Origin of the sequence: Paenibacillus sp. CF095, from assembly GCF_900101225.1 — a bacterium.
Lineage (GTDB): Bacteria > Bacillota > Bacilli > Paenibacillales > Paenibacillaceae > Paenibacillus.
Map to the genome: position 1 here is coordinate 2,332,683 of NZ_FMZN01000001.1, position 15,366 is coordinate 2,348,048.

The following is a 15,366-nucleotide window of genomic DNA, read 5'->3' on the forward strand; positions in this document are numbered from 1 at the left end:
ATTCCGATGGTAATATTCAACTTAAATTTCATCCTTTATCTGGAAGGAGTCATCATTCATGATCACACTCGAACGTCTGGACCCTACGCTTAAGCAGCACATCGAAAAAATAGAGCATTATAAGCAGGTTCAAACCCTGCTCGCCTGGGATGCCCGCACAGGAGCACCCAAAAAAGGCGCTTCATACGCTGCACGTGCCAAAGCGACCTTAGCGGGAGAGTTATTTCGTTTACAGACGGATTCAGATTTTGGTTTAAGACTGGAGGAAGAAACACAGAATAAAAACGTTGATGAATTAACCGGTAGAATCGTTGCGGAGCACTTGAAAGCATATAAACGATGGAGCGCGATTCCCATAGAAGAATATCAGACTTTTGTTCATCAACAGGGCCTAGCTAATGCCGCTTGGCTCGAAGCGAGAGCCGCCAATCATTTCTCCATTTTCGCCCCGCATTTGAAGCAAATCTTTGATGCAAGCCTGAAGTTCGCTGGTTATTGGGGGTACGAGAAACATGTATATGATCCACTCGTGCAGCAATTTGACCCCGATCTGGATACCGTCACATTAAACCGCATTTTCAGTGAATTGAAATCTGCCCTGTTACCTCTGATCCGCCGTGTCGTGGCTTCCTCCAAGCAACCGGATACATCCATATTCACTCGTCCTTTCCCGTTAGAAGAGCAACGACAGCTTGGAATTGAACTGTTAGATGCCATTCGGTACGATTTTGATGCCGGGCAATTCGGTGCCACTGTCCATCCATTCAGTTCTGCCATTAATCCATATGATGCAAGGCTTGCAGCCAAGTTTGTAGAGAATGATGTTCGTGTTTCCCTGTGGAGTGCATTGCATGAAGGCGGGCACTCGCTCTATACGCAGAATATTAATCCCGACTTGATTCATACCGGACTGGGCATCTTCACTTCGTATGGCATTCATGAATCACAATCGATCTTCTATGAGAAATTCATTGGCAGGCATAAAGGATTCTGGGAAAATAATTATCTCAGCTTGCAAAAAATCAAACCGGAATCGTTCGGCCATGTGAACCTGGATGACTTTTATTTTGCATTAAATGCAGTGAAACCAACGTTTAACCGCTTTGAAGCAGATGAGCTTACCTACAACCTGCATCTCATTATTCGGTATGAGCTGGAACAGGCAATTATCGCTGGAGAAGTGGATTATGAAGGGTTACCTGACGCGTGGAATGATAAATATGAGGAATATCTGGGGGTTCGTCCCCCTACCCATCTGGATGGAGTTTTACAGGATGGACATTGGAGTGCCGGGTTTGGTTTGTTCCCATCCTATACGCTCGGTTTTGTGTATGCAGCACAGTTACATGAAGCGATTCGCCGCGATCTTCCCGATTATGATCATTTGATTGAATCGGACAATATTGAGACGATTACCGGATGGCTAACGACTCATGTTCATCAATTTGGTAAATCTAAATCGGCGGATGAGCTAATTCAGTCCATCACTGGGAAGGGAATTGACTCCGCTCCATTGATCCAATATTTGACTAACAAATACGAGCAACTCTATGAGCTATGATCTAAGACCCTATTTAACCAAATAAGTTCTATCTATTCAGCATACTTCTCTTTACAAATCCAATCAAAACAGCCGCCGTTTTGGGATGTGAAACTCCAGATCGAGCGGCTGTTTTTGGATGAATAGCATTATTCCATTATTAATTAATAGGTTACATAACCTGCGTAGGTCACGGTCCATGTATAACCTGTCTGACCATCAACTGATTGAAGTGTAAGTTGTCCCCGATATGGATCTACATTATAACTTGCTGTCATCGGAATATCACCAAGCGTTGGAAATTGAGACTTAGGTAAAATGGTTTGCCAAGTTATATACTTTTGTGCGTAAGGAACGACTTGTGTACTTTCGGGTAAACTATTGATTGAAGTTGAAGGTAAATCATATAGGATATCATTCTATTAAAATGTAATATTTATAATATGGTGAAAATATTTGATGTAATTTATGTGAACTACTCTTTCATTTTTAAGTTTTAATAAATAAGTTGGGAGGATTCAACCGTTCGTTTATTACCTGCCCACACGTCCTGCACATAGCGTCCTTCGGCCTGAAGCTGAATGAGCCAGTCTTTTGCTTGCTGCATCGTTGCTCCCTGCACCTCCTGATACGCCTGCTGCAAAGTCTCTTCCACCGCAGGAGCCATCTGGCTTCCATCCCCGCATACGTAGAGTTTTCCTTTGTTCATCAGCATGTGAATCAACTGTTCGGAATTCCCCTTCATCAGATGCTGTACATACGTTTTTGGCTTGCCATCAGCACGAGAAAAAGCAGTGTGTAGCTTCACGATCCCTTCCCTTTCGTATTGCTCAAGCTCCTGACGATATATGAAATCTGAATCATTCCTGCACCCAAAGAACAAATGAGCCTCACTCAGCGGCAAACCTCTCTGTTTCATGGCAGCTCTCGCCTGGAGGAAACCTCTGAATGGTGCAACCCCCGTTCCCGGTCCCACCATGATTATCGGAACGTCAGCCTCTTCCGGGAGAACAAATTCGGATTCAGGTGTGCGCGCAAACGTCAGTATACGTTCTCCGGATGAGCAACCGGCGAGATACGAAGAAGCAACTCCAAGGTATTCGCCCCTGCCACTCCATGCAGGCTCTTTTACTACCGATACAGTTATGCTCGCTTGCTCGGAATTCAGGCTTGGCGAGCTGGATATTGAATAGTATCTGGGCTTAAGCGGAGGCAATAGTTCAAGGAACTTTTCGAAAGGCAACTCACACGCCTCATATTTTTCTAACAGGTCCAACATGGTGATTCGATTGGCAAGAATATAATCCCTGTAGCTGTTTTCGTCCAACATGCCTTCCAGTTCACGCTTATGAGGTGGACATACCGTATGATTAGCTAACTCCTGCAACTGCGCTCTGGTAACAGGTGTCTGCAATTCCACACAGTGAGTGAGCAACTCATGTACCTTAACGGGACGGTTCAGTGGGAGGTGTGTAAGGTGGCTGACGTCCGAAGTTAATTGGATCTGAATATCCCCACGTAGTCCGAACCGACTGAGTATCCGATCCACATTCTGCTTCTGATTGCTAGGCAACACACCGAGATGGTCCCCTTCTCTATAACTCATGCCTTCTGGCAGTAATACTTCGATGTGACGCGTGCTTCTTCCACTTCCCGGCGCCTGAAGCTCTTTATTGACTACCACCGTGGCATAGCTGGCATCATAAGTTCGTGCAAGTGGCATATCCGTTTTCTCGTGGACAATCTCCATTTGAAGTCTGCTTGTGCTTGGTAGGGTTGGCTTCACTACTTCCGTGTTGATCCCCAAGACACTCAATATCTGAGGCCACAACGTATGCTGCCACGCTTCAACTTGTTTCTCCATATCACCTCCGGCATCAGCTTCACCGCGGGATAACAGTCTTTTACCTCCCAGTTCTTCAAGCCTCTCATCGATTAATCGCGGAATGCTCTGATACGTCCCGGACCAACTCCGATCTCCACAGCCCAGAACGGCATAGTTCACATCCCGCGCTTCCTCTGACTCCGCTCCCTTCAACCAGTCAACAAATGCCGCTGCATTTTGCGGTGGTTTACCGTTATAGGAAGCAGTGACGATGAGAACTACTCCCTGGCGGGGTATGCGGCCAACCCACTCATTCAGAGTGGCTTCTTCACTTGGAATTCCATACGAACGACCTTTCTCCACAAGCTCTCTGGCAATGCCTTCTGCCGTTCCCAGATTGGAACCATATAACACCAGGAGCGATGAGTTAGTATCTGCTTCAACGGCCAGGGTATCTCCCGTCTGGGTGTCACTTGCTATTTTTTTATGAAAAACAGGAGCAGGTTTCTCGTCTACATATAAAGTAGCCTTATTCATCGTTTGCGAAGCGGCGCGCGCTTTCACCTGGATTCTGAAGTCTCCCGGCTTCAACGTCAGCGTCTGTTTAACATCCAATTCATAATTGCTGTAATCGATCAGCTCAAAATGTTTGAGGACCATACCAAGCACAAGTGTTGCTTCATATAAAGCAAACTGCATGCCGATACACGCTCTCTCCCCATTACCAAAAGGTTTATATGCATGGTGAGGTACTTTCGTCGTATCTTCAAATCGCTCTGGACGGAAAAGTTCCGCATCCTCTCCCCATGCCTCTTTGTCACGGTGAAGCTGAGGCAGAAGAATACTGCAACTTTCCCCTTTCTTCAAGGGATATTTGCCACCTATAACCGTGTCTTCTTTGGCATATACGTCAAATCCCGGAGCGGTTGGCCAGAGACGTAGCGATTCACTGAGAATCATGCGAATGTATGGAAGCTGAAGAATTTCCTCGTACTGTGGTGAGTCACTGACCAATATCTGATCTACCTCGTCATACGCCTTTTGAAGTGATTCCGGATTTTTCAATAAAAAATATAGGGCAAAGGATAACAAACCACTCGTCGTTTCATGTCCGGCAATAAGAAATGTAATAATCTGATAACGGATGTTCTCATCATCCAGCATTTCTCCTGTCTCCGGATCTTTGCCATTCAGCATACGTGCGAGCAAGTCGACCTCTCCTGGTGCTGAACTCGCTTTACGTTCCTCTATAATCTGATCTACCAGAGAGAACATCGTCTGAATATCCTCCTGGAACTGTCGTTTGGTTTTCACCATAAGCAGATTCTGAATTTTCAAACGTGAACTCTTCTGCATAGCTTCATTTAATGCCCGAACCATGCTTTCAATAAAAGGACTGTGGTCCTGTCTGTAAAAACTGTTAAACCGATAATTGAATCCACATAGTCCAATGGTATCCAACGTAAGGCGTGTCATATCATCCGCCACATCAATCGTATCGTTGGAATTGAGGCGTGCCCATTTGTTGATCAGCTGTTCGGCAATATCAACCATCATGGGATGATAACCTTTCATGGCCTGTTTGCTGAAGGTGGGAAGCAGAATGTTATGGGCCTTTTTCCAGTTGGGCTCCGATGTTCTGCTTGTAAATAAACCATCGCCTCCAAAGGCACGTACATTTTCGAGTTCATTGTATACATATTTGTCAAAACGGGACACATCGCACAACTCAGCGACAAGATCTGGCCCAGATACGATTAAACCGGAATAACCGGGAACCGTAAGTCGATATATTGGTCCATGCTGTTCAGCCAGAACACCTAGCGACAACGTTGGTTTATCTTTATCAATCAAAGGCAGATTGCCAAGTGGTCCATACATTTTGGGCTGTGGAATGTAAGTTGCATCACTCATGATGATCACCTACTAACTGTGCGCCGTGGAGCAAGGTATTCGTTAGCCATATGATGGCTGTTCTGCTTTCATTCATAAGTGATCTCTCCTTTGATGATTTTATAAATGATAGTAATTTGTATCATTTGATAATACAATAAACCAAAATTGATTTAATATCAAATTTTCTTCCGGCTGAATTACTTTCAATTGAACCGTTCAACGTTTAAATTGAATAACAACAAATAGAGGATTGCATATGCAATCCCCTACTGTATGAACCAATGACGTTATGATTCAATGACGTTTTAATTTATTCTAATGATGACTTGGCTCATCCCACTTCTCGAAATTCAATTCATTATTAATGCTTACCGCAGACAATGCCCCCAGAGATGCAGCCGTGATTGCCTGATACATCTCGGAAGCTGCATCACCAGCACTGTATACACCTGCTACTGATGTTTTTCCTGAAGCATCAACGATAACCGTTCCCGATTCTGTAATTTCACAACCGATGGCCTTTGGCAGTTCTGATCCGGTAAACAGTTTCGGTTGGAAGAAAACTCCTGTGCATGGAATCGCTGTACCGTCATTTAGTACAACTTGCTGTACCATCCCTTCTTCAGAGTTAATAGATTGAATCGGTGCACCGAATACAGTAACATGATGCTGCTTCAGCTCTTCACGCTGCTCATCAGTTAAGGAATCTGATCCATTCGTACAGATCGTATAACGTTCTGTCCAGCCGGATATGACTTTTGCCATATGTAATGCCTTATCTCCACTAACGATGATGACCAGCGATTGGTCTCTTAACTCCCATCCATCACAATATGGACACACAAACGCACTTTTACCGTAGACCTCTGTTAATCCGTTAATATCCAAGGGAAGGTCTTTCTTACCTACCGCAAACAAAATCTTTTTCGTGTGATAACTTGCCCCCTGTGTAGTCTTAACTACAAAATCACCATCGCTACCTGTTATCGCTGTTGCCGTATCGGATGCAAATTGGACTGAGGGATACGCTTCAATCTGTTCTTTGGCAGCTTTCCGGAATTCACGTGGACTTGCCCCATCTCTTGTCACAAACCCATGAGTCTCCCTTGTAACCCAGTTACGCGGTGTCTCATCATCAATGACCACAACGTTCTTACGTGCCCTGCCGAGTACAAGCGCCGCATTAAGCCCCGCTGGTCCTCCACCAATAATAAGTACATCCAAGAGTTGATTCATACTACTCATATTATTCACCCTTTCCAGACATTTAATATCCCTAATAAAGTTTTAAAAATAACCTCCGCTTTCTCTTAAAAAAGATAATTCGGAGATTACAAGAACTATTTTAAAAAAAGACCATTAAAGATATCTTATATCCACAATAAACAAAACCTAACCATTTTGCAACATATATCTTTAACTACTTTCTTCAATCCAGCCTGTGTGAGTTGAATAAAAGATTATTTACACTTACACTACAATGACAGAACAAACTTTAAATCACTGTTATACCCTGATTTTTCGATTCTCTCCTGTAACACAGAAATAATTATTTAACAATTAAAAAAAACCTTGTTTTTAAATTGTTCACAATCAAATGACATTATTTTAAATACTAAAACGTTAATTAAATCACATAGTGTATTGAATGGTATAATAGCGACATAATATATAAGTATAGATATAGGAAGTGAGTTCTTGAAAACATTGAACAATGGTTCACAGACCAATATCAGCCTGGAGTATAGCTCGATTCCGAAAGTATTCTTCGATACGATCAAAATCGGAATCATCAAGTCCAACCTGATCGCCATGTTTGCGGGTTTAAGTTTGGCTTTATATGTATTTGATGCTTCAATCTTAGCTAATATTGTACCAATCATCCTTTCCTTTATTGGGTCTTCTCTCATTATTGGAGCTGCAGGGGTGTTTAACAACTTGTATGATCGTGATATTGATGCGATCATGGAACGTACGAAGAAACGTCCTACCGTTACGGGACGCGTAGATACCAAGTCGGGTCTAATTCTCGGTATTGCAATCACCATCATCGGGGGCATCATGTTGTACATCGCTTCCCCATCCGCTGCTGTATTTGGTATTTTGGGTCTGTTGCTGTACGTGTTCCCTTACACAATGTGGACCAAACGTACAACGATCTACAACACGGAAGTGGGAAGTCTTTCGGGTGCTGTGCCTCCGCTCATCGGTTGGGCAGCCATTTCACCGGAACTGGGTCATTTCGAGATCTGGGCATTGGTCGTTACAATGCTCTTATGGCAAATGCCTCACTTCTACGGGATTGCGATTCGTCGTTTTGACGAATACAAAGCTGCTGGTGTTCCCATGCTGCCCGTCGTTAAAGGCATCAGACGGACATACATTCAGACGAATGTGTATCTGGTACTTTTACTGATCTCCAGCTTTTTGTTCTGGCCGATGAGCCCATTTGTCGCTATTGTGGCATTTCTGGTCAGCTTGGCCTGGCTCATTCTTAGTGTGGCTACCTTTGATAAGAAAGAAACAGAGAAATGGTCCAAACGGATGTTTATCTTCTCCATTAACCATATCACTATTATCTTCCTGGTGATCATTGCGTATTCCCTGATTGCTCAAATGATGAGATAAAAATATTCCATCGTTCCACTCGTTATAACGATAAAAAGCCTTACAGACTGTACTCTTTCAAGGAGTCGTCTGTAAGGCTTTTTTGTTTTCTTATTATCTTTTCTAAATTTTTAAAGCTAACCAACTTTGGCGGGAGTTTGCTCCCCTTGCCACAGCAACTGCATCTCTTCATTGGTGGCAAGCAATTCGGCCAAACTTCCCTCGGCTTCAATGCGTCCATCTTTCATCACGATAATGTGATCTGCTTTGGAAAGTGCTGCCCTGCGGTGAGAAACTGCGATGCAGGTGACATCCGGCTCTTGGAACAGCCCTTCCCATACTTGTTGTTCTGTCTCCACATCCAGTGCACTGGACAGGTCATCAAAGATAAACAGGTCCGCCTCCGTCATTAACATGCGTCCTGTGGCCGCGCGCTGAATCTGCCCGCCTGACAGCATCACCCCTCTTGGACCAACCGGGGTCTCAAGCCCCTGATCCAGATGTTTGATATCCTTCTCCATCACAGCCAGACGAATGGCTTTTTCAAGCGCTTGCTCCATGTTACCCTGTTTCCCCTGAACGATATTTTCTTTCAACGTATCACTAAACAGTCTAGGTACTTGTGGAGTATACGCTGCTCTAGGCGGCATCAGGAAGGTGGCTGGATCAACAGCTGCTCCATTCCAGTGAATGTCCCCTTTTTGCTTGGGTAACAGTCCAAGAAGTGTTCGTACGAGCGTTGATTTACCTGACCCGATCCGTCCTGTAATCACAAGAAATTGTCCGCGTTTCAGACGGAAACTGATCTCTTCTATGCCATTTGAAGAATTCGGATATTGATAAGTCAGCTTATTCACCTCAAGAGATTGCAACTTCTCCGTAGGGTCTCTCTGTTCACTTACAAGCTCCGGGGGATCTTCATACAGGTAGATTTCTCTCGAATCCATGACCTGGTCTTCTTCCCCTGGGCGGAATAGCTTACGCATACGATCATAGGATACCTTGAGCCTTTTGTGCTGAAACACCATATAGCCAAACAGTGAAATGCTAAATCCGATATTAGCCAGATAACTGGTGAATAAGGCAAAATCACCTACGGTAAAGTTCCCTGATTTCATCTCAGCTGCACACATCAGTAGAATCAGTCCGGTACAGATACTTAACACATGCTGATTCATCGATCTCATCCACTGCTTGAACAGATTGTCTCGCAGTGCAGCCTGGCGACGATCTTCATTCAACTGGTTAAAACGTGAAGAGACGTTCTCTTCCGCCTGACCCAGTTTCAGGGCTTGCACAGCTCCAAACGTTTCCGCAATAAAACTGGTAATTCGGCCAGTCGCTTCACGATTAACCTGCGCATACTTCCGAGCCCGATTTCCGGACAGGTTGTTAAGTAAGGTCACGACCACCAATGGCAGCACGGCAACCAATGTGATCTGCCAATTAATGTTCGCCATAATGACGATGGATACAACAGCAAATACAAGCCGTCCCCAGAAGTCCACCCATGATTCTACATACTCGACGACTTCATCGACATCATCCCGAAAGCGACTCATTGCCTCCCCTGGTGAAGCCGGAAGATTACGCCCCGGCCAGCGCATGATCGCTGCAAGCATGTTGGTTCGCAAAATCGCCTGAACATGATACAGATACGTAACCCATGCATAGAAGGCTACAAAAAATGTGCCCACCCGTGCCATTCGGACCAAAGCAATAAAGATAAGCGGCACAGCAAGCCACATGTAGTCATTTGACCCCACTGTTGTGCGATCAAAAAACCATTGCATTCCAATACCAATGGCTAGCGGCAAGGAATGAAATATACACCATAACAATCCGTTGATTACAAATAACAAAGGCCTGAATCGAAATAAACGGCCTATAAATCCTGCTACAGTCATGCCAATTCCTCCTCTCGGCCTGTAATGAGCAGTCTGGCATAGTGAGATGCCGGGTTACTGGCAAGTTCTTCTCTCGCTCCAAATTCCAGTACCTTCCCATCACCGAGCACCATAATCCGGTCAACTTTCTCCAGCGTAGCCAATCGGTGAGCAATAATGACTCCGGTGGATTGTTTCATTAACTGGTCAATTGCAGATTGCAGCATACCTTCGGTCGCGGCATCCAGACGTGACGAAGGCTCATCCAGAATAACCAGACTTGGTTCGGTCAGGAATACGCGGGTTAAGGCAAATAACTGTGCTTCCCCTGCCGACAATGAAGCTCCACCTGCAGCCAGATACGTATCAAGTCCTTCTGGTTGTGAATTAATCCATTGGCTAAGTCCAAGGCGATCCGTCGTCTCCTTGATCATCTGATCCGATACATCTCCATTAAACAGGGTCAGGTTATCACGCAGCGTGCCATCAAACAACTGCACATCCTGTGTCACCATTCCCACCCGGCGATAGAGCGCTTTTAATGAAAGCTTTGTGATATCCGTTCCACCTACACGGATCGTGCCCCGATCCAGATTGTACAGGCGGAGAAGAACACGACTAAGACTCGATTTGCCGCTACCTGTGCGACCGATGATTCCCAGACGTTCACCAGGTTTAATAGCAAAAGTAATATCCTGCAATACCGGTTTATCCTGGTTATAACTGAAATGTACCTGACTGAATTCCAATCCAAGCGGTCCTTCAGGCAATTGCTCCTCTGTACCCTCTTGAATCACACTCTGCATGGACAACAGCTCTCTGGAGCGCAGCATGCCTGATTTTGCTTTTTGGAACTCCTGCACCTGATCTCCAAGCATCTCAATCGGATCATTCAGCATCTGCGTATATTGGTAGATCAGAAATAATGTTCCGATACTAATTAGACCTTCCATATAATAATGCACACCCAGCAAAAGCACCGCAGTGACCGCCAGAGCGAACAGAACTACCGTGGTATTCCACGGAATAACCCGTAGCAGCCAGGCTTTTCTCCCCTTAAGGAATACCGTGCGCATCGTGCGGTAAAAGCGGTTCATCACATACGGCACATGACCATTCGCTTGCACATCTTCAATCCCGGCAATGCGTTCTTCAATTAATCCGAACAGAGAGGCACTTGCCGCCCGTTCATTTTTGGAAGAGTCCACGCCCAGATTTCGGATGAAGACCATGAACAGGATCGATAATAATGTGAACACGGTCATAACCAAAGCAATAGGCACATTGACACTGAACATGAACCCGAGAATTCCGGCCAGCAGTACAAAACTACCGATCACTTGCACAATGAACATCGCGAAAAAATTGGAGATACTCGTTACGTCACCATCTACACGTTCAATCATCTCTCCAGGTGTTTTCACATTATGAAAACGCATATCAAGACGCAGGCAGTGCTTCAGCAGATCTCCGCGCAGTTGATTCGTGGCCCGCCAGGCCACGTCGTTCCCCAAATAACTGACCGCTACCGTGATGAGTTGATTAAACACGGCAACAACCAGAAATATTCCTGCGAGCTGAACAAGATTGGTGAGGACTCCCCCACTTGCTGCTGTATCGATAAATCGTTTGATAATCTGTGGATTCAAGAGCTGAAGCCCCGTTGATGTGAGCAACATGAATAAAAGTAAGGCCAGCCGTCCTTTGACTGGTTTTAGATAGCGCAGCAGCCATGACATGGAGCTTTTCTCTGTTTTGGGCACAGGTCCCACCTCTTTATTGGTTTATTTATATAAAATGAACTAAAGAACATTACACTGTAACTACGATGACAGAATAACCTTTTGGTCGTTGTTATCTACACTAGGATGAGTCATACATAATGACATTAAAATCGGGATTTCCCGCCCATAATTGATATGTAGAACGCATGTTGACCATTGTACACTCTCCTTTTTAACAAGTTAGTTTTTTATAAAATAACGCTCCAAACGCTCCTTTCCATGTGAACGGATTGGTGGAATGCATGCAAAAAAGCCATAGATGAACTAATGTTCATCTACAGCTTGTAGCCAAAAGAGACCGGATGAAATGCAAAGCATTTCCCGTATCTCCTCTGCATCGCAATAATGATGAGCGTTCACGACAGGGGTGCACAAACATGACTGTCCCAACGCGATCATTGCAAAAAAATTGGATTAATGTCACTATGCTCATGCGTATTCAGTTATCGATTCGAAATCTGTATAGGCATAAACATAATCATCATCCCACCCGTTTCACATATTTGTTGTTTATTGTATTCGCTGGATTAACATCCGTCAAGATAATTTTAACTCAATTGTTATTTAATTCATGTCATTAATCTTTTCAATTCCTGCTACATACTCAATGATGTGGATTCGGCTTGCTTCTCTCTAACAACAAGACGTCTATGTGCGATCAGAAGAAAAGGTACTCCCAGTGCAGTCGTCAGCGCAATAGGTACAAAAACGGCCAGCCCATTCTCCGCTCCAAATTGACTTAGCAACAACCCTCCCATGACAGGAGCAATGACACTACCGATATTATTGAATCCGATGGTACCGAAATACGTCCCTTTCCATTCCGGCTTTGCAATCCGGTCGATGAGCATATCCATCATCGTGAACAACAATACTTCCCCAATGGTAAATAGTATGACACTCATCATCATCATGATTACACCTTCAGCGATTCCAACCATCATCAGACTGGTTGCGACCAGCAGGTTACCCACAATCAGAGGAACAAGCGGTGGAAAGTTTCGAAAGGTTCGCACAAGCGGATACTGAATAATCAGTACTGTCACCGCATTCAGGGAAAGCATGTACGAGAACATCTGACTTCCATTTTCAAAGATCGGGCTCCTCGCCAAGTACTGTGCCAACGTAGAACTAAAGTGCCCGTAACCCAGAACACAAAATGTGGTACCGATTAATACTGGCAGAAACACCCGGTCGCGACCAGTGGTTATGAGTGCTTCACGCAAACGTGGTGCGGTTGCCTGATGCCGCTCTGGCAGATTGGCATGCTGTAGCTTGAATTGCAGAAATAATACAAGTCCATATGCTATGTATATCAAGCCGGAAATCACAAATGGGAACGTTGATTCAGATGATCCCAGCTGAAATCCGATAATTGGCCCAAACACCACACCAAGATTAACTGCAGCATATCTGAGGTTGAACACCAGCAATTTGTTCTCCGGAGAAGTAATATCCGATAACATGGCTCTGGAGGTGGGCTCAAATACTGCGCGGCATAATCCGTTTAACGTATTGGCAACAAAGAACACCCATAGATGCTCTGCTGCTGAAAAAATGAAAAATACACCTGCCCAGCTAAATACCGAGATTAACATCACGATTTTGCGACCGATCCGGTCCGAAATATAACCTCCATAAAAGCTGACCATTACACCTGCCAGCGAGCTAACGGCCACAGTAATACCGGTCTGGGTCGGTGTAGCCTCTAGTACACGTGTCAGATAGATGGAAAGAAACGGGATACTCATTGACGTCACAAGACGTCCAAACATGGTTCCGATAATGATGGTCCATGCCAAGGGGTGAATTTGCCTTAAATATTGCTTCATGCGAACTTCTCCTATTCTTTCTAAGTGCTTCAAAAGCGGACTTTTTGAACTACCTCTTCTAATGTATAATTGTAAGGATAAAAGGGGGAAAGAAAAGTGTAAACATATGACCATACTTTTCACCTTTAATAGAGGAGTCATGACCATGGATACCCTACATACACACTTTATAAGGCTCGCCGGGGCCGAACAGCTTTCATTTAAGCTTCATGAACCTGTAGCGGTAACGATTGATAGCCTGTCCGTTGCCTTGTGCTGCACCCCACGTAATGTGAAATTCATTCTCAGAAAATTGGAGGAACAAGGCTTCATCCATTGGCAACCCGGGCGTGGTCGTGGACATCATTCGGAGTTAACGATGCTGCGAAGCATGAATGAAGCGCTGGAAGCGAGTTTTACCGAACTTCTGGCTAAAGGCAAAATGAAAGACGCCATTGAACTCATCGGAACCGTTCAGATGCATGATTCACTGCGAGAACAGCTCATGCTCTCCCTCCATCAACAGATGGGATTTCACAGCCACGATGAAACTGCCTCAGGTCAGGATATTTTGCGCATCATGAGGTCACGCCAGTTAGGTGATCTTGACCCAGCCTTTGTTTATACTGCATTTGAAACCTACCTATTAAGCCAGGTCTGTAATACGTTGATCACCTATGATGCCAAGACAGAATCATTCCTGCCAGCACTAGCTCACATGTGGGAATGCAGCGAGGACCATCGATTATGGACCTTCTATCTCCGAAAAGGTGTACGTTTCCACAATGGTCGTGTCATGACATCCCGGGATGTCCAAGCGACGTTGCAACGATTGGTTGATGTGCATAGTCCGTCCATCTGGTTGTATCGGGATATTGAACGAGCGGAAGTAGCTGGCGATTACTGCATCAAGTTTGTTCTACATCGTCCTAATCGGTTTTTCTTGCATCTGTTCAGTTGTATTCGGATGACAATCCTGCCCTACGATTACAATGTAACCAATACATTAATAGGTACCGGTCCTTTTCAGATCTCTGAGCTGAATGAAGATGTGCTGAAGCTTACCGCTTTTGATGCGTACTACGGCATCCGGCCACATCTGGATCAAGTCCATTTCTGGTTTGTGCCTGACCTGAGTCCGAATGATCGCTATTATGAGCTACCGGGTACAGATCGATTGAGTCTCACAACAGGCTGTGATCAGACGAATAGTATCAATTATCCGGCGCTGGGTTGTCAGTATATGCTGTTCAATTTTCACAAGGAAGGCATCCATCATCATCCCCTATTTCGACAAGCCCTGCGTATCGTCTATGATTCGGTCGCGCTTGTCCGAGATCTCGGCGGGAATCGGATCACACCGGCCAACAGCTTCCTTCCCTGGAAAAGTGCAGCCCAAGACTGGACCGTTGCTTCTCTTGGACATGCTCGTGAATTACTGCATAACTGCGGGTACCAAGGTGAGAAGATAACATTATCGTACAAGCATAATAAGGATGCAGACGTTGCGGAGTGGTTCCAACGTCGTGCAGCGTCCATCGGTCTGAACATCAGCATGCAGGCCGTTGTGGATTATTTCAACTCAGAGGAAACCACGAACGCACAATTGATCCTCGCTGAAGAGATACTGGAGGAAGATTGGCAGTACGGCATGATTCATTTTTTCAAAAACCTGTCCAACCATTTTCATATATGTATGTCTCCTGCATTCCAGTCTCTACTGGATGACAAACTGGATCATTTCGCTAAGCTTCATCGGGCAGAACGTACTGCGCTCCTGGATGAAGCTGAAGCCTTGCTACGTGATCACTGCTGGATCTTGCATGGCTGTCACATGAACAAGCAGGCTGAACTGGATCAGAGCATCTTCGGCATGCAGACAGCAGAATTCGGATATATGGACATCTCCAAACTGTGGATCAAAAATCTTTAGGAATTTGTCCATAGTCGCATCTGTGGGATACAGGGGTGGAGGACAAAATCATGGAACAGCAAAAAAAAGCTGCTAGCCTATTTA

General features: G+C 44.9%; 8 protein-coding genes. 3 read left to right on the forward strand and 5 right to left on the reverse strand.

All coding sequences use genetic code 11. From position 1 onward, the window contains the following. Nucleotides 1–58 precede the first annotated feature (58 nt). Entirely contained in the window at nt 59–1,561 is a 1,503-nt protein-coding gene (locus BLS69_RS10085) for a carboxypeptidase M32 (protein WP_091031006.1), read from the forward strand. A gap of 475 nt (nt 1,562–2,036) precedes the next feature. On the opposite strand, the gene BLS69_RS10095 is transcribed toward BLS69_RS10085, so the two are convergent. Together BLS69_RS10095 and BLS69_RS10100 are read right to left on the reverse strand one after the other, a co-directional pair. Continuing rightward, nucleotides 2,037–5,279 carry a bifunctional cytochrome P450/NADPH--P450 reductase gene (locus BLS69_RS10095; RefSeq protein ID WP_091031008.1) on the reverse strand — a complete coding sequence of 1,081 codons (3,243 nt, stop codon included), beginning with the start codon at nt 5,277–5,279 and terminating at the stop codon, nt 2,037–2,039. Nucleotides 5,280–5,576: 297 nt separating this feature from the next. Beyond that, nucleotides 5,577–6,497, reverse strand: a complete 921-nt coding sequence (locus BLS69_RS10100) for an NAD(P)/FAD-dependent oxidoreductase (protein ID WP_091034934.1) — start codon at nt 6,495–6,497, stop codon at nt 5,577–5,579. Between the two features lie 462 nt (nt 6,498–6,959). On the opposite strand from BLS69_RS10100, the gene cyoE reads away from it, so the two are divergent. Then, nucleotides 6,960–7,889 carry a heme o synthase gene (gene cyoE / locus BLS69_RS10105; protein WP_036608378.1) on the forward strand — a complete coding sequence of 310 codons (930 nt, stop codon included), beginning with the start codon at nt 6,960–6,962 and terminating at the stop codon, nt 7,887–7,889. 116 nt (nt 7,890–8,005) lie between these two features. On the opposite strand, the gene BLS69_RS10110 is transcribed toward cyoE, so the two are convergent. From BLS69_RS10110 to BLS69_RS10120, 3 genes are all read right to left on the reverse strand, one after another. Further along, on the reverse strand, nt 8,006–9,775 hold the full coding sequence (locus tag BLS69_RS10110) for an ABC transporter ATP-binding protein (protein ID WP_091031011.1): 1,770 nt from the start codon (nt 9,773–9,775) through the stop codon (nt 8,006–8,008). Then, nucleotides 9,772–11,517: an ABC transporter ATP-binding protein gene (locus BLS69_RS10115; protein ID WP_091031014.1), complete on the reverse strand. Its 1,746-nt coding sequence runs from the start codon at nt 11,515–11,517 to the stop codon at nt 9,772–9,774. Before BLS69_RS10115 ends, BLS69_RS10110 begins: the two co-directional genes overlap by 4 nt. A gap of 617 nt (nt 11,518–12,134) precedes the next feature. Further along, nucleotides 12,135–13,370 carry an MDR family MFS transporter gene (locus BLS69_RS10120; protein ID WP_091031016.1) on the reverse strand — a complete coding sequence of 412 codons (1,236 nt, stop codon included), beginning with the start codon at nt 13,368–13,370 and terminating at the stop codon, nt 12,135–12,137. Between the two features lie 145 nt (nt 13,371–13,515). Between BLS69_RS10120 and BLS69_RS10125 the strand changes: the two genes are divergently transcribed. Then, nucleotides 13,516–15,282 carry an ABC transporter substrate-binding protein gene (locus BLS69_RS10125; protein ID WP_091031019.1) on the forward strand — a complete coding sequence of 589 codons (1,767 nt, stop codon included), beginning with the start codon at nt 13,516–13,518 and terminating at the stop codon, nt 15,280–15,282. Nucleotides 15,283–15,366 lie beyond the last annotated feature (84 nt).